At 68.4% G+C, this 15,844-nt stretch carries 12 protein-coding genes; 4 read left to right on the top strand and 8 right to left on the bottom strand.

Annotated elements, in window-relative coordinates:
- Positions 1-15 precede the first annotated feature (15 nt).
- From ABT004_RS27475 to sucC, 6 genes are all read right to left on the bottom strand, one after another.
- Positions 16-558: a beta-class carbonic anhydrase gene (locus ABT004_RS27475; protein WP_451192795.1), complete on the bottom strand. Its 543-nt coding sequence runs from the start codon at positions 556-558 to the stop codon at positions 16-18.
- Complete coding sequence (frc, locus tag ABT004_RS27470) at positions 515-1,744, bottom strand: formyl-CoA transferase (RefSeq protein ID WP_351342024.1); 1,230 nt, start codon at positions 1,742-1,744, stop codon at positions 515-517. Before frc (ABT004_RS27470) ends, ABT004_RS27475 begins: the two co-directional genes overlap by 44 nt.
- A 149-nt stretch (positions 1,745-1,893) precedes the next feature.
- Positions 1,894-2,571 carry a GntR family transcriptional regulator gene (locus tag ABT004_RS27465; protein WP_351342022.1) on the bottom strand — a complete coding sequence of 226 codons (678 nt, stop codon included), beginning with the start codon at positions 2,569-2,571 and terminating at the stop codon, positions 1,894-1,896.
- Between the two features lie 223 nt (positions 2,572-2,794).
- Entirely contained in the window at positions 2,795-4,345 is a 1,551-nt protein-coding gene (locus ABT004_RS27460; protein ID WP_351342020.1) for an aldehyde dehydrogenase family protein, read from the bottom strand.
- Between the two features lie 142 nt (positions 4,346-4,487).
- Positions 4,488-5,372, bottom strand: a complete 885-nt coding sequence (gene sucD, locus ABT004_RS27455) for a succinate--CoA ligase subunit alpha (protein WP_351342018.1) — start codon at positions 5,370-5,372, stop codon at positions 4,488-4,490.
- Between the two features lie 11 nt (positions 5,373-5,383).
- Complete coding sequence (sucC, locus tag ABT004_RS27450; protein ID WP_351342016.1) at positions 5,384-6,526, bottom strand: ADP-forming succinate--CoA ligase subunit beta; 1,143 nt, start codon at positions 6,524-6,526, stop codon at positions 5,384-5,386.
- 187 nt (positions 6,527-6,713) lie between these two features.
- On the opposite strand from sucC, the gene frc (ABT004_RS27445) reads away from it, so the two are divergent.
- From frc (ABT004_RS27445) to ABT004_RS27430, 4 genes are all read left to right on the top strand, one after another.
- Positions 6,714-7,943, top strand: coding sequence for a formyl-CoA transferase (gene frc, locus ABT004_RS27445; protein ID WP_351342014.1), 1,230 nt, complete (start codon positions 6,714-6,716; stop codon positions 7,941-7,943).
- A gap of 3 nt (positions 7,944-7,946) precedes the next feature.
- Complete coding sequence (locus ABT004_RS27440; RefSeq protein WP_351342012.1) at positions 7,947-10,100, top strand: acetate--CoA ligase family protein; 2,154 nt, start codon at positions 7,947-7,949, stop codon at positions 10,098-10,100.
- 123 nt (positions 10,101-10,223) lie between these two features.
- On the top strand, positions 10,224-11,609 hold the full coding sequence (locus ABT004_RS27435) for an OFA family MFS transporter (protein ID WP_351342010.1): 1,386 nt from the start codon (positions 10,224-10,226) through the stop codon (positions 11,607-11,609).
- A 1-nt stretch (position 11,610) separates the two neighbouring features.
- On the top strand, positions 11,611-12,990 hold the full coding sequence (locus ABT004_RS27430) for an OFA family MFS transporter (protein ID WP_351342008.1): 1,380 nt from the start codon (positions 11,611-11,613) through the stop codon (positions 12,988-12,990).
- 73 nt (positions 12,991-13,063) lie between these two features.
- Here the strand turns inward: ABT004_RS27430 and ABT004_RS27425 are convergent, their stop codons facing one another.
- Both ABT004_RS27425 and ABT004_RS27420 read right to left on the bottom strand, forming a co-directional pair.
- The gene (locus ABT004_RS27425; RefSeq protein WP_351342006.1) at positions 13,064-14,245 is read right to left on the bottom strand and encodes a sugar phosphate isomerase/epimerase family protein; all 1,182 of its coding nucleotides are present in this window, start codon (positions 14,243-14,245) and stop codon (positions 13,064-13,066) included.
- On the bottom strand, positions 14,242-15,678 hold the full coding sequence (locus ABT004_RS27420; protein ID WP_351342004.1) for an alkaline phosphatase family protein: 1,437 nt from the start codon (positions 15,676-15,678) through the stop codon (positions 14,242-14,244). The genes ABT004_RS27425 and ABT004_RS27420 overlap by 4 nt, the downstream gene beginning before the upstream one ends.
- Positions 15,679-15,844 lie beyond the last annotated feature (166 nt).

Raw genomic sequence — 15,844 nt, 5'->3', positions numbered from 1 at the left:
TTGGGTGGAACGGGGCTACGCGGTGATCTCCCGCAACAGCCCCGTCCGAACGTCGAAGACGAATCCGCGGACGTCGTCGGTGTGCGGCAGGAAGGGCGACGTGCGCACCTTCCGCAGGGACTGCCGCACATCCTGGTCGACGTCGGTGAAGCCCTCCACCGCCCACGTCGGCCGCTGGCCGACCTCGCGTTCCAGCTCGTGCCGGAAGTCCTCGCTCAGCGATTCGAGACCGCATCCTGTGTGGTGGATCAGCACCACGCTGCGGGTGCCGAGCGCCCGTTGGCTGATGGCGAGCGAACGGATGGTGTCGTCGGTGACCACACCGCCCGCGTTGCGGACGGTGTGACAGTCGCCGAGTTCCAGGCCGAGCGCGGCGTGCAGGTCGATCCTGGCGTCCATGCAGGCGACGACGGCCACCTCGAGGACCGGGCGGGCGTCCATGCCGGGATCGGTGAACGCGGCGGCGTACCGTTCGTTCGCCTCGACGAGGCGGTCGACCACGGTGCCGTCCATCTCAGATGACACCCTGCTCGACAAGTTGCGCCAACTCCGCGGCATCCAAGCCGAGTTCGTCGGCGTAGATGGCGGAGTTGTGCTCGCCCAGGAGCGGGGAGCCGGAGATGGTGGTCGGCGAGTCGGAGAGTTTGAGCGGGTTGCCGACCGTGGTGTACGAGCCGCGTCCCGAGTGCGGCACCTCGACGACCATGTCATTGGCCACCAGCGACTCGTCCTCGATGATCTCTTTGGTGGAGAGGATCGGGCCGCAGGGGACGTTGTGGGCGTTGAGCTTGTCCAACACCTCCCACTTGGGGAGCGTCGAGGACCACTCCTCGATGAGCTGGAACATCTTGCCCAGCTTCGGAAGGCGCGCCTCCGGCGTCGACCACTCCGGGTCGTCCGCCATCTCCGGCCTGCCTATCAGCTCGGCCATCGGCTTCCAGCCGACGGGCTGGACGATGACGTAGACGTAGTCGTTGGGTCCGCCGGGTGCGCACTTGACGGCCCAGCCGGGCTGTCCGCCGCCGGAGGCGTTGCCGGAGCGGGGCACCTCGTCGCCGAAGTCCTCGTTCGGGTACTCGGCCAACGGTCCGTGCGTGAGGCGCTGTTGGTCGCGCAGCTTGACGCGGCACAGGTTGAGGACCGCGTGCTGCATGGCGACGTTCACGCGCTGCCCGCGCCCGGTGCTCTCGCGCTGGAAGAGCGCCGCCAGGATGCCGGCGACGGTGTGGATGCCGGTGCCGGAGTCACCGATCTGCGCGCCCGTGGCCGTCGGCGGTCCGTCCTCGAAGCCGGTGGTGGCCATCGAGCCGCCCATCGCCTGGGCGACGACCTCGTAGGCCTTGAAGTTGGTGTACGGGCCGTCGCCGAAGCCCTTGATGGAGGCGTAGATGATGCGGGGGTTGATCTCCTGGATGCGGTCCCACGTGAAGCCCATCCGGTCCACGGCGCCCGGTCCGAAGTTCTCCACCATGACGTCCGAGCGGCGGATCAGCTCCGTGAGGATCTCCTTGCCGCGGTCACTCTTAGTATTGAGGGTGATGCTCCGCTTATTGGAGTTGAGCATCGTGAAGTAGAGGGAGTCGACGTCCGGGATGTCACGCAGCTGTTTGCGCGTGATGTCACCGGTCGGCGCCTCCAGTTTGACGACGTCCGCACCCAGCCACGCCAGCAACTGGGTTGCGGACGGGCCCGACTGAACGTGCGTCATATCGAGGACCCGCACGCCCTCAAGAGCCTTGGTCATGATCGACACCCCATCTCTTCGCTTGCGCGTTCGGAGTAAGAAGGTCGGGACGGATACCACTCTTCATACAGTATTCGTCGACTGTATGCAATCCTTGGCGACAGCGAGAACCGGACGGTGCAAGGCAGTTGGGCCGCTGCTTCGCCCGCCTACTTCGCCCTCTGGTGGTACGACGTGCGCGTGTGCTCGGTGTGCGCGCGCATGACCTCCGCCGCGCGGCCCTCGTCCCGGTTCGCGAGCGCCGCGATCAGCTCCCGGTGCTCCGCCCAGGACTGGTGGCCGCGCTGCCGCGCCACCGGCGTGTAGTACCAGCGCACCCGGCGGTCGACCTGTGCGGCCAGCTCCGCGAGAACCTCGTTCGCCGCCAACTCCATTACCGTGCCGTGCAGTTGTGCGTTGAGCGCGACCGCCGCCTCCACGTCGTCCGCCGCGACCGCCCGCTCCCCCGCCTCGCACAGCTCCTCCAGCGCGGCGACCGCGGCGGCGTCGGCCTTGCCCGCGGCGAGCCGTACCGCCTCCGTCTCCAGGAGCTGGCGGACCCTCAGGAGCTGGTCCGCCTCGTCCTCGGTCGGCTCGTGCACGAACGCGCCCTGCGCGGGCCGCAGATCGACCCACCCCTCGGTACTGAGGCGCTGCAGCGCCTCCCGTACGGGCTGCCTCGACACCCCGAGCTGCACCGCGAGTTCCGTCTCGACGAGGTGTGCGCCCGGCGGCAGGACGCGGGTGATGATGAGTTCGAGGAGCGCGCCGTAGACCCGCTCGCGCAGCGGTCCCGGCCGGTCCAGCTTGGGCACCGCACCCTGTGGCAGTCCTGCGGTCGGCAACATCGCGCCCCTTCCGTCCTGCGTCCACGGTGTCTCGATCCACGCTTCTCGCATGGGAGTTGTCGTAGTTCTTGCCGAGGGCAATCCGAGCCTGTACACAGTATCCGGTCGACACATCGTGTGCGCGGGGCGGGCGAGAACTCGCCCCGCGGCACGGCGGCGGGGTCCACGTGCGGCGGGGAGCGCCCCCTGCGCCACGCGGGACCCCGCCGCAGCTGCGTCTACGTCAGGGCATCAGCTGGTACTCGGGGAAGTTGCCCGGCAGCCGCTCCCCCTTCGGCCCTTCGGTGACCGCGCGGACCAGGAGTTCGCCGCCCACGAACGCGCCGCGCCACGACGCCCCGAAGCCGCCGAACAGCTCGTCCCGGTCCCCGCGCGAACGCGGCTTGCCGTGGCCGACCTTGAACGCCCGGATCTGCGGGGCGAGCCGCTCGTACGTCGCCTCGTCGTCGGTGGACAGGGTGGCGACGAGGGCGCCGTTGGACGCGTTCATCGCCGCGAGGAGTTCCGCCTCCGTGTCGACGAGCACGATGGTGTCGACCGGGCCGAACGGCTCGGCGTGGTGCAGCGGCGAGGACGGCGGCGGGCCGAGCAGTGTCACCGGATGCATGTACGCGCTCGTGTCCTGGCCCGGCAGGAACAGCGCCGGGTCGGGGTCGGCGCGGTGCAGCGGGACGGCTCCGCGGTCGATCGCCTCCGCGACCTGGTCGTGCAGTTCCTTCGCCTTCGCCGCGTTGATGAGCGGCCCGAAGTCCAGTGCCGGGTACGGGTCTTCGGGGTGCTCGACGGCCAGCGGGTGGCCGACGCGCAGGGTGCGTACGGCGGGCAGGTAGGCGGCGAGGAAGTCGTCGAAGGCCTCGCGCTGCACGACGAACCGCGGGTAGGCGGTGCAGCGCTGCTTCCCGTAGTCGAACAGCTTGGGCAGGGCGGCCGTCAGCCTGTCCCAGTCGGTGAAGTTCCAGATGCCCCAAGTGTTGAGGCCCTCCTGCTCCAGGATGTGCCGCTTGCCGAGGTCGGCGACGTCCGTGGCGACCGCCGCGCCCGTGTCCCGGCCGCCGACGAAGGATACGCAGCCGATCTCCGGCGCCCGCACGAGCGCCTCGGAGAGCTGCCCGCCGCTGCCGCTGACCAGCGTGACCGGGATGCCCTCGCGGGCGGCGAGCGCGCAGGCCAGGGTGAGGCACGAGACACCGCCGTCGGTGGGTGTCTTGGCGATGACCGCGTTGCCGGCCAGCGCCTGGACCAGCATGGCGTGCACGAGCACGCTCATCGGGTAGTTCCAGCTGGCGATGTTCGACACGGGTCCTGCGAGCGGGGTGCGCTCGCCGAGGATGTCGTCGATGCCGTCGACGTACCAGCGCACGCCGTCGATGGCGCGGTCCACGTCGGCCTGCGCGAGCCGCCACGGCTTGCCGATCTCCCAGACCAGGAGCAGGGCGAGGAGTTCGCGGTGCTCGGTGAGGGCGTCGAGGGTCGCGGCGACGCGGGCGCGCCGCTCGGGAAGCGGGACGTGCCGCCAGGCGCGGTGCTGGTCGAGGGAGGCGCGCACGGCCTGGTGGGCAACGTCGGCGTCGAGTCGGGGCGGGCCCGCGATGGGGCTGCCGTCGACGGGGCTGGTAGCGGGCAGGGCGCGGCCGTCGGCCTGCCAGGCGCCGTCCCACAGGTTCAGGACGCGGTCGTCGCGGAACGCCTCGGGGGCGACGGCGAGACAGCGCTGCCAGGCGTCGGCCCAGGACGTACCGGACTTGAGGGTGGGTGTGTTGAGGGTGATTGCCATGGTCTTCGGTCTCCGCTCACGTTGCACAATCGGGGCGGGGGAACTTGATGGCTGGTGGTGCTGTGGACGGGAGGTGCCCAGCGGACACCTCCCGTATGCCAATAGCCTTACGTAGATGGCCAGTTGGCGCCTATGAGAAGCGTCACTGCCCGTCGGCGAGTCGGTCCTGGACGAGTCGCGCCGTCTCCGTCGGTGTCGATCCGACGCGGACGCCGGCCGCTTCGAGCGCCTTCTTCTTGGCCTCCGCCGTACCCGATGAACCGGAGACGATGGCGCCTGCGTGGCCCATCGTCTTGCCCTCGGGCGCGGTGAATCCGGCGATGTAGCCGACGACGGGTTTGGTGACGTGCTCGCGGATGTGAACCGCGGCCCGTTCCTCGGCGTCGCCGCCGATCTCCCCGATGAGGACGATGAGTTCGGTCTCGGGGTCGGCCTCGAACGCTTCGAGGCAGTCGATGTGCGTGGTGCCGATGACGGGGTCGCCGCCGATGCCCACGCACGTCGAGAAGCCGATGTCGCGCAGCTCGTACATGAGTTGGTAGGTGAGGGTGCCGGACTTGGAGACGAGTCCGATGCTGCCCGGCTTGGTGATGTCGGCCGGGATGATGCCCGCGTTCGAGGCGCCGGGCGAGATGAGCCCCGGGCAGTTGGGGCCGATGACGCGGGTGCCCTGCTGCTTCGCGTACGCCTGGAAGGTCACGGCGTCGTGCACCGGGATGCCCTCCGTGATGACGACGGCGAGCGGGATGCCCGCGTCGGCCGCCTCGATCACGGCACCCTTGGCGAAGGCCGGCGGGACGAAGACGACGGTGACGTCGGCTCCGGTGGCGGCCATGCCCTCGGCGACGCCGCCGAAGACGGGGATCTCGCGTCCTTCGAGGTCGACGCTGCTCCCGGCCTTGCGGGGGTTGACGCCGCCGACGACGTTCGTGCCCGCCTGGAGCATGCGGCGGGTGTGCTTCATGCCCTCGGCTCCGGTCATGCCCTGGACGAGGACCTTGCTCTCCTGGGTCAGGTAGATGGCCATGTCCGTTCTCCTCAGCGGGTGTTGGTGGCGAGGGAGAGGTCCGCCGCCTGGCGGGCGGCGCCGTCCATGGTGGTGGCCTGCTCGACCAGCGGGTGCGCGCGCTCCTCGAGGATGGTCCGGCCGCGCGCGGCGTTGTTGCCGTCGAGGCGGACGACGAGCGGCTTGGTCAACTGGACGTGCTCCAGGGCCTGGACGATGCCGTCGGCGACCGCGTCGCAGGCGGTGATGCCACCGAAGACGTTGACGAAGACGGACTTCACGGCCGGGTCGGAGAGGATGACGTCGAGCCCGTCCGCCATGATCTGCGCGGAGGCGCCGCCGCCGATGTCGAGGAAGTTGGCGGGCTTCGCGCCGCAGCCCGCGACCACGTCGAGGGTGGACATGACGAGCCCGGCGCCGTTGCCGATGATGCCGACCTCGCCGTCGAGCTTGACGTAGTTGAGTCCCTTGGCGGCGGCCCGCGCCTCCAGGGGCTCCTCGTGGTCCGCCTGCTCGTCGATGCCCCAACGGGCTTTGCGGAAGCGGGCGTTGTCGTCGAGGGTGACCTTGCCGTCGAGTGCGAGGATCTGCCCCTGCGCGGTGCACACGAGTGGGTTCACCTCGACGAGCAGCGCGTCCTCGCGGGTCAGGACGTCCCACAGGCGGACGAGGACGTCGACGGTCTGCGGCGGCAGTCCCGCCGCCTCGGCGATGCGGGCCCCGACGGCGGAGGTGACACCCACGGCCGGGTCGATGGGGATCCGGGCCACGGCCTCGGGCCGGGTGGCGGCGACCTCCTCGATGTCCATGCCGCCCTCGGCGGAGGCGATGGCGAGGAAGGTGCCGGCCGCGCGGTCGAGGACGTAGGAGACGTAGAACTCGGCTTCGATGTCGACGGGTTGGGCCAGCATCACCCTTCGTACGGTGTGGCCCTTGATGTCCATGCCGAGGATCTGGCGCGCCGCCAGTTCGGCGGCGGCCGGGTCGGCGGCGAGCTTGACGCCGCCCGCCTTTCCGCGTCCGCCCGTCTTGACCTGCGCCTTGACGACGACGCGACCGCCGAGCCTGCGCGCGAACTCGCGTGCCTCCTTGGCGGATTCGGTGACCTCGGCCCGCGGGACGGGGATGCCGTGCTCCGCGAACAGGTCCCTCGCCTGGTGTTCGTACAGGTCCATTTTGCGGCTCCTGTCTCAGTTCCTGCTTCAGCCACTGATTCGGCTACGGAAAGGAAAAGTGCTGCACGCCCCCTGGACACCACCCACTCAATGCGGGATACCAGTTTTCATACAGTATTCGGCGACTGTATGCAATGTACGAGCCGACGGTGGACCGACCGTGGACCAGTAGCGAGGTGAGTCGTTCGTGACCAAGGCACTCGAGGGTGTGCGCGTCCTGGACATGACCCATGTCCAGTCAGGCCCATCCGCCACGCAGATGCTGGCGTGGCTGGGTGCGGACGTCGTCAAACTGGAGGCGCCGACCGGTGACATCACGCGCAAACAGCTGCGTGACATCCCGGACGTCGACTCCCTCTACTTCACGATGCTCAACTGCAACAAGCGGAGCATCACCCTGAACACCAAGACAGAGCGCGGCAAGGAGCTGCTCACCGAACTCATCCGCAGGTCGGACGTGTTGGTGGAGAACTTCGGACCCGGCGCCGTGGACCGGATGGGTTTCACCTGGGACCGCATCCAGGAGATCAACCCCCGCATCATCTACGCCTCCATCAAGGGCTTCGGCGACGGCCCGTACACCAACTTCAAGGCCTACGAAGTGGTGGCCCAGGCCATGGGCGGCTCCATGTCGACCACCGGCTTCGAGGACGGGCCGCCCCTCGCGACCGGCGCACAGATCGGCGACTCCGGCACCGGCATCCACACCGTCGCCGGCATCCTCGCCGCCCTGTTCCAGCGCGAGAACACGGGGCGCGGACAGCGCGTGAACGTCGCCATGCAGCACGCGGTCCTCAACCTGTGCCGCGTCAAGCTACGCGACCAACAGCGCCTGGCACACGGCCCGTTGGCCGAGTACCCGAACGAGGACTTCGGCGACGAGGTGCCCCGTTCCGGCAACGCCTCCGGCGGCGGACAGCCCGGCTGGGCCGTCAAGTGCGCACCCGGCGGGCCCAACGACTACGTCTACGTCATCGTCCAGCCCGTCGGCTGGAAGCCACTCACCGAGCTGATCGGGCGGCCCGAACTGACCGAGGACGCCGACTGGGCGACACCCGAGGCACGCCTTCCGAAGCTGAACAAGATGTTCCAGCTCATCGAGGAGTGGTCCTCGACGCTCCCCAAGTGGGAGGTGTTGGACAAGCTCAACGCCCACAACATCCCCTGCGGCCCGATCCTCTCCACCAAAGAGATCATCGAGGACGAGTCGCTGGTCGCCAACGAGATGGTCGTCGAAGTGCCGCACTCGGGACGCGGCTCCTTCAAGACCGTCGGTTCCCCTCTCAAGCTCTCCGACTCCCCCGTCGACGTCACCTCCTCCCCGCTGCTCGGCGAGCACAACGCGGAGGTCTTCATCGGTGAACTCGGCCTCGGGGACGAAGAGTTGCACCTGCTTAAGTCGAACGGAGTGATCTGATTGATGGCCGAGGAACGTGAGCTCAAGGTACGGGCGCTGCTCGATGCCGTACGGGCCGAGGGACGTACAGCGCTCACCGCGCCCGAGGGAAAGGTGATCGCCGACGCGTACGGGATCGCCGTCCCCGGCGAGGAGCTCGCGACCGATGCCGACCAGGCGGTGGCGGCCGCGGCCCGCTTCGGCGGACCCGTGGTGCTCAAGATCGTCTCGCCCGACATCCTGCACAAGACCGACGCCGGCGGCGTCATCGTCGGAGTGGAGGGCGAGGCCGCCGTACGGGAGGCGTACCAGCGGATCGTCGACAACGCGCACGCCTACGCGGCCGATGCCCACATCACCGGCATCCAGGTGCAGGAACTGCTGCCCACCGGGCCCGACACCCAGGAGGTCATCGTCGGGTCCGTCACCGACCCGACCTTCGGCAAGGTCGTCGCCTTCGGGCTCGGCGGCGTCCTGGTCGAGGTGCTCAAGGACGTCACCTTCCGGCTCGCGCCGGTGACGGCGGACGAGTCCCTCGACATGCTCGACTCGATCAAGGCCGCGGAGGTGCTGCGCGGAGTGCGCGGCGCCAAGGGTGTCGACCGGGAGGCACTGGCCGAGCAGATCCGCCGAGTGTCCCAACTGGTCTCGGATTTCCCGGAGATAGCCGAGGTCGACCTCAACCCGGTGATCGCGACCCCGAAGGGCGCGCTCGCCGCCGACATCCGCGTCATCCTCGCCGAAGGCGAGCCGAAGAAGCGGCGCACGTACACCCGGGAGGAGATCCTGGGCACGATGCGACGGCTGATGGAGCCGCGCTCCGTCACCGTGATCGGTGCCTCGAACGAGCAGGGCAAGATCGGCAACTCGGTGATGCGCAACCTCATCGACGGCGGCTTCTCCGGCGAGATCCACCCGGTGAACCCGAAGTCCGACGACATCCTGGGCCGCAAGGCGTACAAGAGCGTCACGGACGTCCCCGGCGACGTCGACGTGGCGATCTTCGCGATCCCCGCCAAGTTCGTGGCCTCGGCACTCGAGGAGGTGGGTCGCAAGGGCATTCCCAACGCGGTGCTCATCCCCTCCGGGTTCGCCGAGACCGGCGAGCAGGAGCTCCAGGACGAGATCGTGGCCATCGCCGAGCGCTACGGCACCCGCCTCCTCGGCCCGAACATCTACGGCTACTACTCGACGTGGCAGGACCTGTGCGCCACGTTCTGCACGCCGTACGACGTGAAGGGCGGCGTCGCCCTTACTAGTCAGTCCGGCGGCATCGGCATGGCCATCCTGGGCTTCGCGCGCACCACGAAGACGGGTGTCTCGGCGATCGTCGGGCTCGGCAACAAGTCGGACCTCGACGAGGACGACCTGCTGACCTGGTTCGGCGAGGACCCCAACACCGACTGCATCGCGATGCACTTGGAGGACCTCAAGGACGGGCGGGCCTTCGTGGCGGCCGCGCGCGAGACCGTGCCGAAGAAGCCGGTCGTCGTCCTGAAGGCGGGACGTACCGCGGCGGGCGCCAAGGCGGCCGGTTCGCACACGGGCGCGCTCGCGGGCGACGACGCCGTGTACGAGGACATCCTCAAGCAGGCCGGTGTCATCCGGGCACCGGGCCTGAACGACATGCTGGAGTACGCGCGGGCGCTGCCGGTGCTTCCGACCCCCAAGGGCGACAACGTCGTGATCATCACGGGGGCGGGCGGTTCGGGTGTGCTGCTCTCGGACGCGGTGATGGACAACGGGCTCCAACTCATGGAGATCCCAGACGACTTGGACGCGGCATTCCGCGCGTTCATTCCGCCCTTCGGCGCCGCCGGCAACCCCGTGGACATCACGGGCGGCGAGCCCCCGTCGACGTACGAGGCGACGATCCGGCTCGGGCTCGAGGACCCGCGGATCCATTCGCTGGTGCTCGGCTACTGGCACACCATCGTCACCCCGCCCATGGTGTTCGCGGAGGTGACGGCGCGCGTCGTCCAGGAGTTCCGGGAGCGCGGCATCGAGAAGCCCGTGGTGGCCTCGCTGGCCGGCGACGTCGAGGTCGAGGAGGCGTGCCAGTACCTCTTCGACCGGGGTGTCGTCGCGTACCCGTACACGACCGAGAAGCCCGTCGCGGTGCTCGGCGCGAAGTACAAGTGGGCCCGCGCGGCAGGGAAGTTGGGGGGCGCTCGATGACGTAGGCGAGCGGCGGGTCCGGTCGGCGGTGTGCGCCGACCGGACCCAGGACCCGTGCGCACACGAAAGACATGTGGACAGGGGGCGCTGCCCAGTTCTTTCGACGCAAGGGAAACGATCGACATGACAACAACCGATCTGCCGAATTCCGTCCCCTACAGGGAGGTGACGGACGCCAACGGCCGGATGTACCGGGTTGGCGAGACCGACATCGACATCATGGGTCGCGGGCGCAAGTGGATGGTCATCCTGCCCTGGGTGGGCATGATGGGCATCTCGTCAGCGGAGTACGCGTTCGCGTCCGCCGAGGACACACTGCACACCGCGCACCATTGGAACAGCGGACACATCTTCTGGATGATGACCGTCTGGATCTTCTTCCAGGCCGCCGTGGCCATGCCCGCGGGCAGGCTGCGGGAGAGCGGCAAACTGGCGGCCCGCTGGGCGATGATGCTCGGTGCGGCCGGCACACTGCTCGGCTATCTGTCGCTGGCCTACGCGCCGCACGTCATCGTCGCGTACATCGGCTTCGGCATGTTCAGCGGTATGGGCGCGGGCATGGTGTACGCGACCTGCGTCAACATGGTCGGCAAGTGGTATCCGGAGCGCAGGGGTGGCAAGACCGGCTTCGTCAACGGCGGTTTCGCCTACGGTTCGGTGCCGTTCGTCTTCCTCTTCACCGGGTTCATGGACCTGACCAACTTCCGTTGGGTGCTGGTCTCGGTGGGTGTGCTGCTCGCCGGGGTGGTCGCCGTGGCCGGCTACTTCTTCAAGGATCCGCCGAAGAACTGGTGGCCGGCGAACGTCGACCCGCTCAACCCGCCTGCGGACCCGCGAGCCCGCAGGTCCCTGGAGAAGAACCCGCCGGCCGTCAAGCAGTACAGCCCGTCGGAGGCGTGGAAGACCGGCCGCGTGGGGCTGATGTGGTTCTGTCTCGCCTGTACGTCGGGCGTGAACATCTTCGGCATCGCCTTCCAGGTCGACATCGGCAAGGAAGCGGGCTTCGCGGGCGGCATCGTGGCGACCGCGATGTCACTCAAGGCGGTCGTCAACGGCACCGGTCGCGGTGTCATCGGCTGGCTCTCCGACCGGTACGGGCGCAAGCAGTGCCTGCTGGCGGTCTGCGTGATCCTGGGCCTGGCCCAGTTCGGCATCATCTGGTCGGCGTCGGAGCAGCTCCTCGCGATGTTCCTGATCTTCTCCGCGATCTCCGGCTTCGGTGGCGGCGCGATCTTCCCGATGTTCGCGGCCCTGACCGCGGACTACTTCGGGGAGAACAACAACGCCACCAACTACGGCATGGTCTACAGCTCCAAGCTCGTCTCAGGGCTCGGCGCGGGCATGGGGTCCGTCGTCGTCGGCGCCTGGGGGCACTCCGGTGCGTTCATCCTGGCCGGCTGCATTTCGTTCTTCGCCGGCTTCGTGGCCATCTTCCTGTCCCCGCCCGGTAGGCCCAAGAACCGTGGGATCCGCCCCAACCCACAACCCCTAGGTGAGGAGATGGCTTGATATGACAGCGGAACCTGTCTCCGCTAGTAATACGGCACCGGCTACGGGGAGCCGGTACCGAGAAATCACCGATGAGCACGGCCGGATCTACCGGGTGGGCGAGACCGACCGCGACATCCTCGGCCACTCCCGCAAGTTCATGGTGTATCTGCCATGGGTCGCGATGATGGCCATCAGTGTCTCCGAGTACGCCTACGGGTCCGCCGAGGACACACTGTCGTCGGCACACGGCTGGACGCAGTCCAACACCTTCTGGATCCTGAGCATTTGGGTGTTCTTCCAGGCGGGTGTGGCGTTCCCGGCCGGCTGGCTGCGGGAGAAGGGCATCATGCCGGCCCGCCGGGCCATGTATGTCGGCTCCTTCATGTGTCTCATCGGGTTCCTGGCCCTGTCACACCTCCACAACGTGTGGCTGGCCATCCTCGGATTCGGCGTCATCGGCGGGCTCGGCTCCGGGTTCGTGTACGCGACCTGCATCAACATGGTCGGCAAGTGGTACCCCGAACGCAAAGGCGGCAGGACAGGTTTCGTCAACGGAGGCTTCGCCTATGGGTCGCTTCCGTTCATCTTCATCTTCAACTACGCCTTCGACACGTCGAACTACCACCGTGTGCTCGACATGATCGGTGCGTACGTACTGGTCGTCGTGCTGGTGTGCGCGTTCTTCTTCCGGGACCCGCCGAAGAACTGGTGGCCCTCCGAAGTCGACCCGCTGGCGAAGTCGGGCAACAGCAAGACCCAGGCGGCCCTGGCCAAGAACCCGCCCGCGGTCAAGCAGTTCACGCCCATGGAGGCCATCAAGACGGGTCAACTGCCGCTGATGTGGCTGAGCCTGGTCCTGACGGCAGGTGTGTCGATCTTCGGCATCTCCTTCCAGGTCGACTTCGCCAAGGAGGTCGGCTTCGGTCCGCTCGTGGCCGCGTCGTCGATGGGTGTCATGGCGGTCATCAACGGGGTCGGCCGTGCCGTGGTCGGCTGGATGTCGGACATCTGGGGCCGCAAGGCGAGCCTGATCCTCGTGATCGTCGTTCTCGGACTCGCCCAGTTCGGCATCATCTGGGCGGGCGACATGCACAGCGAATGGCTGTTCCTGGTCTTCGCGTTCCTGTCCGGCTTCGGTGGCGGCGCGTTCTACCCGATGTTCGCGGCGCTGACCCCGGACTACTTCGGGGAGAACTTCAACGCCACCAACTACGGCCTGGTGTACAGCGGGAAGCTCGTCAGTGGTCTGTTTGGCGGCGGACTCGGCTCGATGGTGGTCGGCGCCTGGGGTTACAACGGGGCGTACGCCCTGGCCGGCGGGATCTCCATGCTGTCGGCGCTCGTGGCGCTGCTGTTGCGGCAGCCCGGTCGGAACAAGAAGGCGGTGTCATTGACATGATCACGTAAAGCGCGTCCGTAACAGTTGAGTGGGGCCCGGCCATGTCGGCCGGGCCCCACTCATGTGGTGTGCGCTATTTCCTGAGTGCGGCCAGGTTGTCGTAGCCGATACGGGCGTGGGTCAGGGACTGGGCGGGGACGGTGGAGCTGGGCGCGTTGTCCTGCTCGACCATGGGGTTGCGGTAGTTGCGGGCGCCGACCCGCTTGAAGAACGTCCGGTAGTCGATGACACCTTCGCCGAAGGGCACCATGTCGTAGCCCTCTCCGCTGGTGTCGTTGCGGGTGCCGTCCTTCGCGTGGAAGAGCGGGTAGCGCGCGTTGTGGGCGACGACGAGGGCGGCCGGGTCGAAGACCTTCTCGCGCGTGGAGCCGTCGTGCGCGGTGTAGGTGTGGAACTTGTACTGGGCCACGTGCGCCCAGAAGATGTCCATCTCCAGCCACACCGACTTCGGGTCGCTGATCCGCAGGAAGTACTCGAGCTTGCGGATGCCGGAGCTGCGGGTCGGGCGACCCTGGTCGTCGAGCGGCCCTCCGTCGATGAGGAATCCGTACGCCGCGTCGTGGTTGTGCGTGTAGAGCTTGAGGCCCGCGCGGTCCGCGATCCGCCCCAGCGCGTTCCACTTGTCGGCGGCGACGTCCCAGTCCGCCTTGTACGAACTGCCGGTGGGGTCGCCGCCGGTGCCCATGTGGTCCATGCCGAGGATGTTCGCGATCTCCAGATGCTTCTTGAACTGGTCGGTGTCGGCCTGGGTGAGCGGCCAGGACGACGGGATGAAACCGTGGTTGCCCTGGGCGCGCAGGCCGTACTCGTCGAGCCAGGAGCGCAGCAGCTTCGCGCCCGCGACGGACTCCAGGTTCGCCCCTCCGGGCGCGTTGGCGTGCTGGCCGTACCCGGCGAACTCGACCTGCTTGTAGCCGTAGCGGGCCAGCTCCTTGAACACCTCGCGGAATCCGGAGGGCAGGGTGCTGGTCAGCGGATCGCGGCCGGTGGCGTCGCGCACGGTGTAGAGGATGATGCCGCGCTTGTCCGCGGGTACGAGCCTGGTGCCGAGGCCGCCGCCGGAGCTGGTGGCGGTGCCGGTCGCCGGCTGGGCGAGGGCGGGGGCCGCGCCGAGGACGGGCGCGGCGATGGCGGCGCCTGCGACCGCGGTGCAGGTGCTGAGGAAGCGGCGGCGGTTGATGCCGAGGCGCGATCTGAGGGCTTCGTCGGGGCCTGCTGCCGCATCTGCGGCGGTGGTGCGGTGGAGTTCGGTCACGGGTGCCTTCTCTCGGTCCGGGCGTTGTCAGTGGCGTGTGCTTCACTCTCTGTAACTGCTTCTGCTCCTCCGGCCAGAGCGAGGAGCAGGGCTTTCACTTCGGTGGCCGCGACGCGGCCGGAGAACGCGTGGGGGGTGGAGCACAGGATGAGCGGACCTTCTTCATCGCTCGTCGGGAGCCGTCCGTGGCTGCCGCGAATAGGCGAGGCGTCCAGCGGGACGACGGCCATGCGGTAGCGCATGCCGAGCTTCTTGCGGGCGAGGGCGGTGGCCGCCTTGACCTTCACATAGGGGTCGAGGGGGTCCATGAAGAGTTCGACCGGGTCGTAGCCGGGTTTGCGGTGGATCTCGACGAGCTGCGCGAAGTCGGGCGCGCGGGCGTCGTCGAGCCAGTAGTAGTACGTGAACCAGGCATCGGCCTCGGCGATCGCGACGAGTTCGCCGGAGCGCGGGTGGTCGAGCTGGTGCGCCTTCTTGCCCTCGTCGTCGAGGAGTTGCTCGATGCCGGGCACGTCGGCGAGCGCTTCCCGGGTGGCGTCGAGGTCCTCGGGCCGGCGTACGTAGATGTGCGCGATCTGGTGATCCGCGACGGCGAAGGCGCGGGAAGCCATCGGGTCGAGGTACTCCATGCCGTCCTGCGTGTGCACCTCGAGCAGTCCGGCGCGGCGCAGCGCCCGGTTGATGTGGACGGGGCGGTCGGCGCGGGTGATGCCGTACTCGGACAGGGCGACGACGGTGCGGCCTTCGGCGCGGGCGTCGTCCAGGAGCGGGGCGAGGGCGGCGTCGAGATCGGCGGCCGCCCGGTGGGAACGCGGGTCGTCTGGGCCGTAGCGCTGCAAGTCGTAATCGAGATGCGGGAGGTAGCTCAGGATCAGGTCGGGGTGACGGGTGTCCAGGACGTGCCGGGTGGCGTCGACGATCCACTGGCTCGAGACGAGGTCGGCGCCCGGACCCCAGAAGTGGAACAGGGGGAACGTGCCGAGCTTGTCGGTGAGTTCGTCGTGCAGGGCCGGGGGCCGGGTGTAGCAGTCGGGTTCCTTGCGGCCGTCGGCGTAGTAGACGGGACGGGGAGTGACGGTGATGTCGGTGTCGGCGCCCATGGCGTACCACCAGCAGATATTGGCGACCGTGTAACCGGGGTGAGCCCGACGGGCGGCGTCCCACAGTTTGTCCCCGGCGACGAGCCCGTTGTGCTGCCGCCACAGCAGCACGTCACCGAGCTCACGGAAGTACCACCCGTTGCCGACGATCCCGTGCTCGGCGGGCATCGCGCCGGTCAGAAAGGTGGACTGGGCGGCGCAGGTGACGGCGGGCAACACGGTCCCGAGCGGGGCGCGGGAGCCGTCCCGGCCGAGGCGTTGAAGGTTGGGCATGTGATCGAGCAGACGGGGGGTGAGACCGACGATGTCGAGGACGAGGAGAGGGGTGGGCATCTCCGCCCCCTGAGCACTCTTAAGCCCCTGCGGCGATTGAGCAGGCCCTTCAAGCCCCCGCGGCGCTTGAGCAGGCCCTTCAAGCCCGCGCGGCGCTTGAGCAGGCCTTTTAAGCCCCTGCGGCGATTGAGCCGCGGGGTCCGGGGCGGAGCCCCGTGGGGTGGTG

The organism is Streptomyces sp. NPDC002790 (genome assembly GCF_040295505.1).
GTDB lineage: Bacteria > Actinomycetota > Actinomycetes > Streptomycetales > Streptomycetaceae > Streptomyces.
The sequence above is the reverse complement of the archived record's forward strand: the minus strand, read 5'-3'. Positions and strand labels throughout refer to the sequence as shown.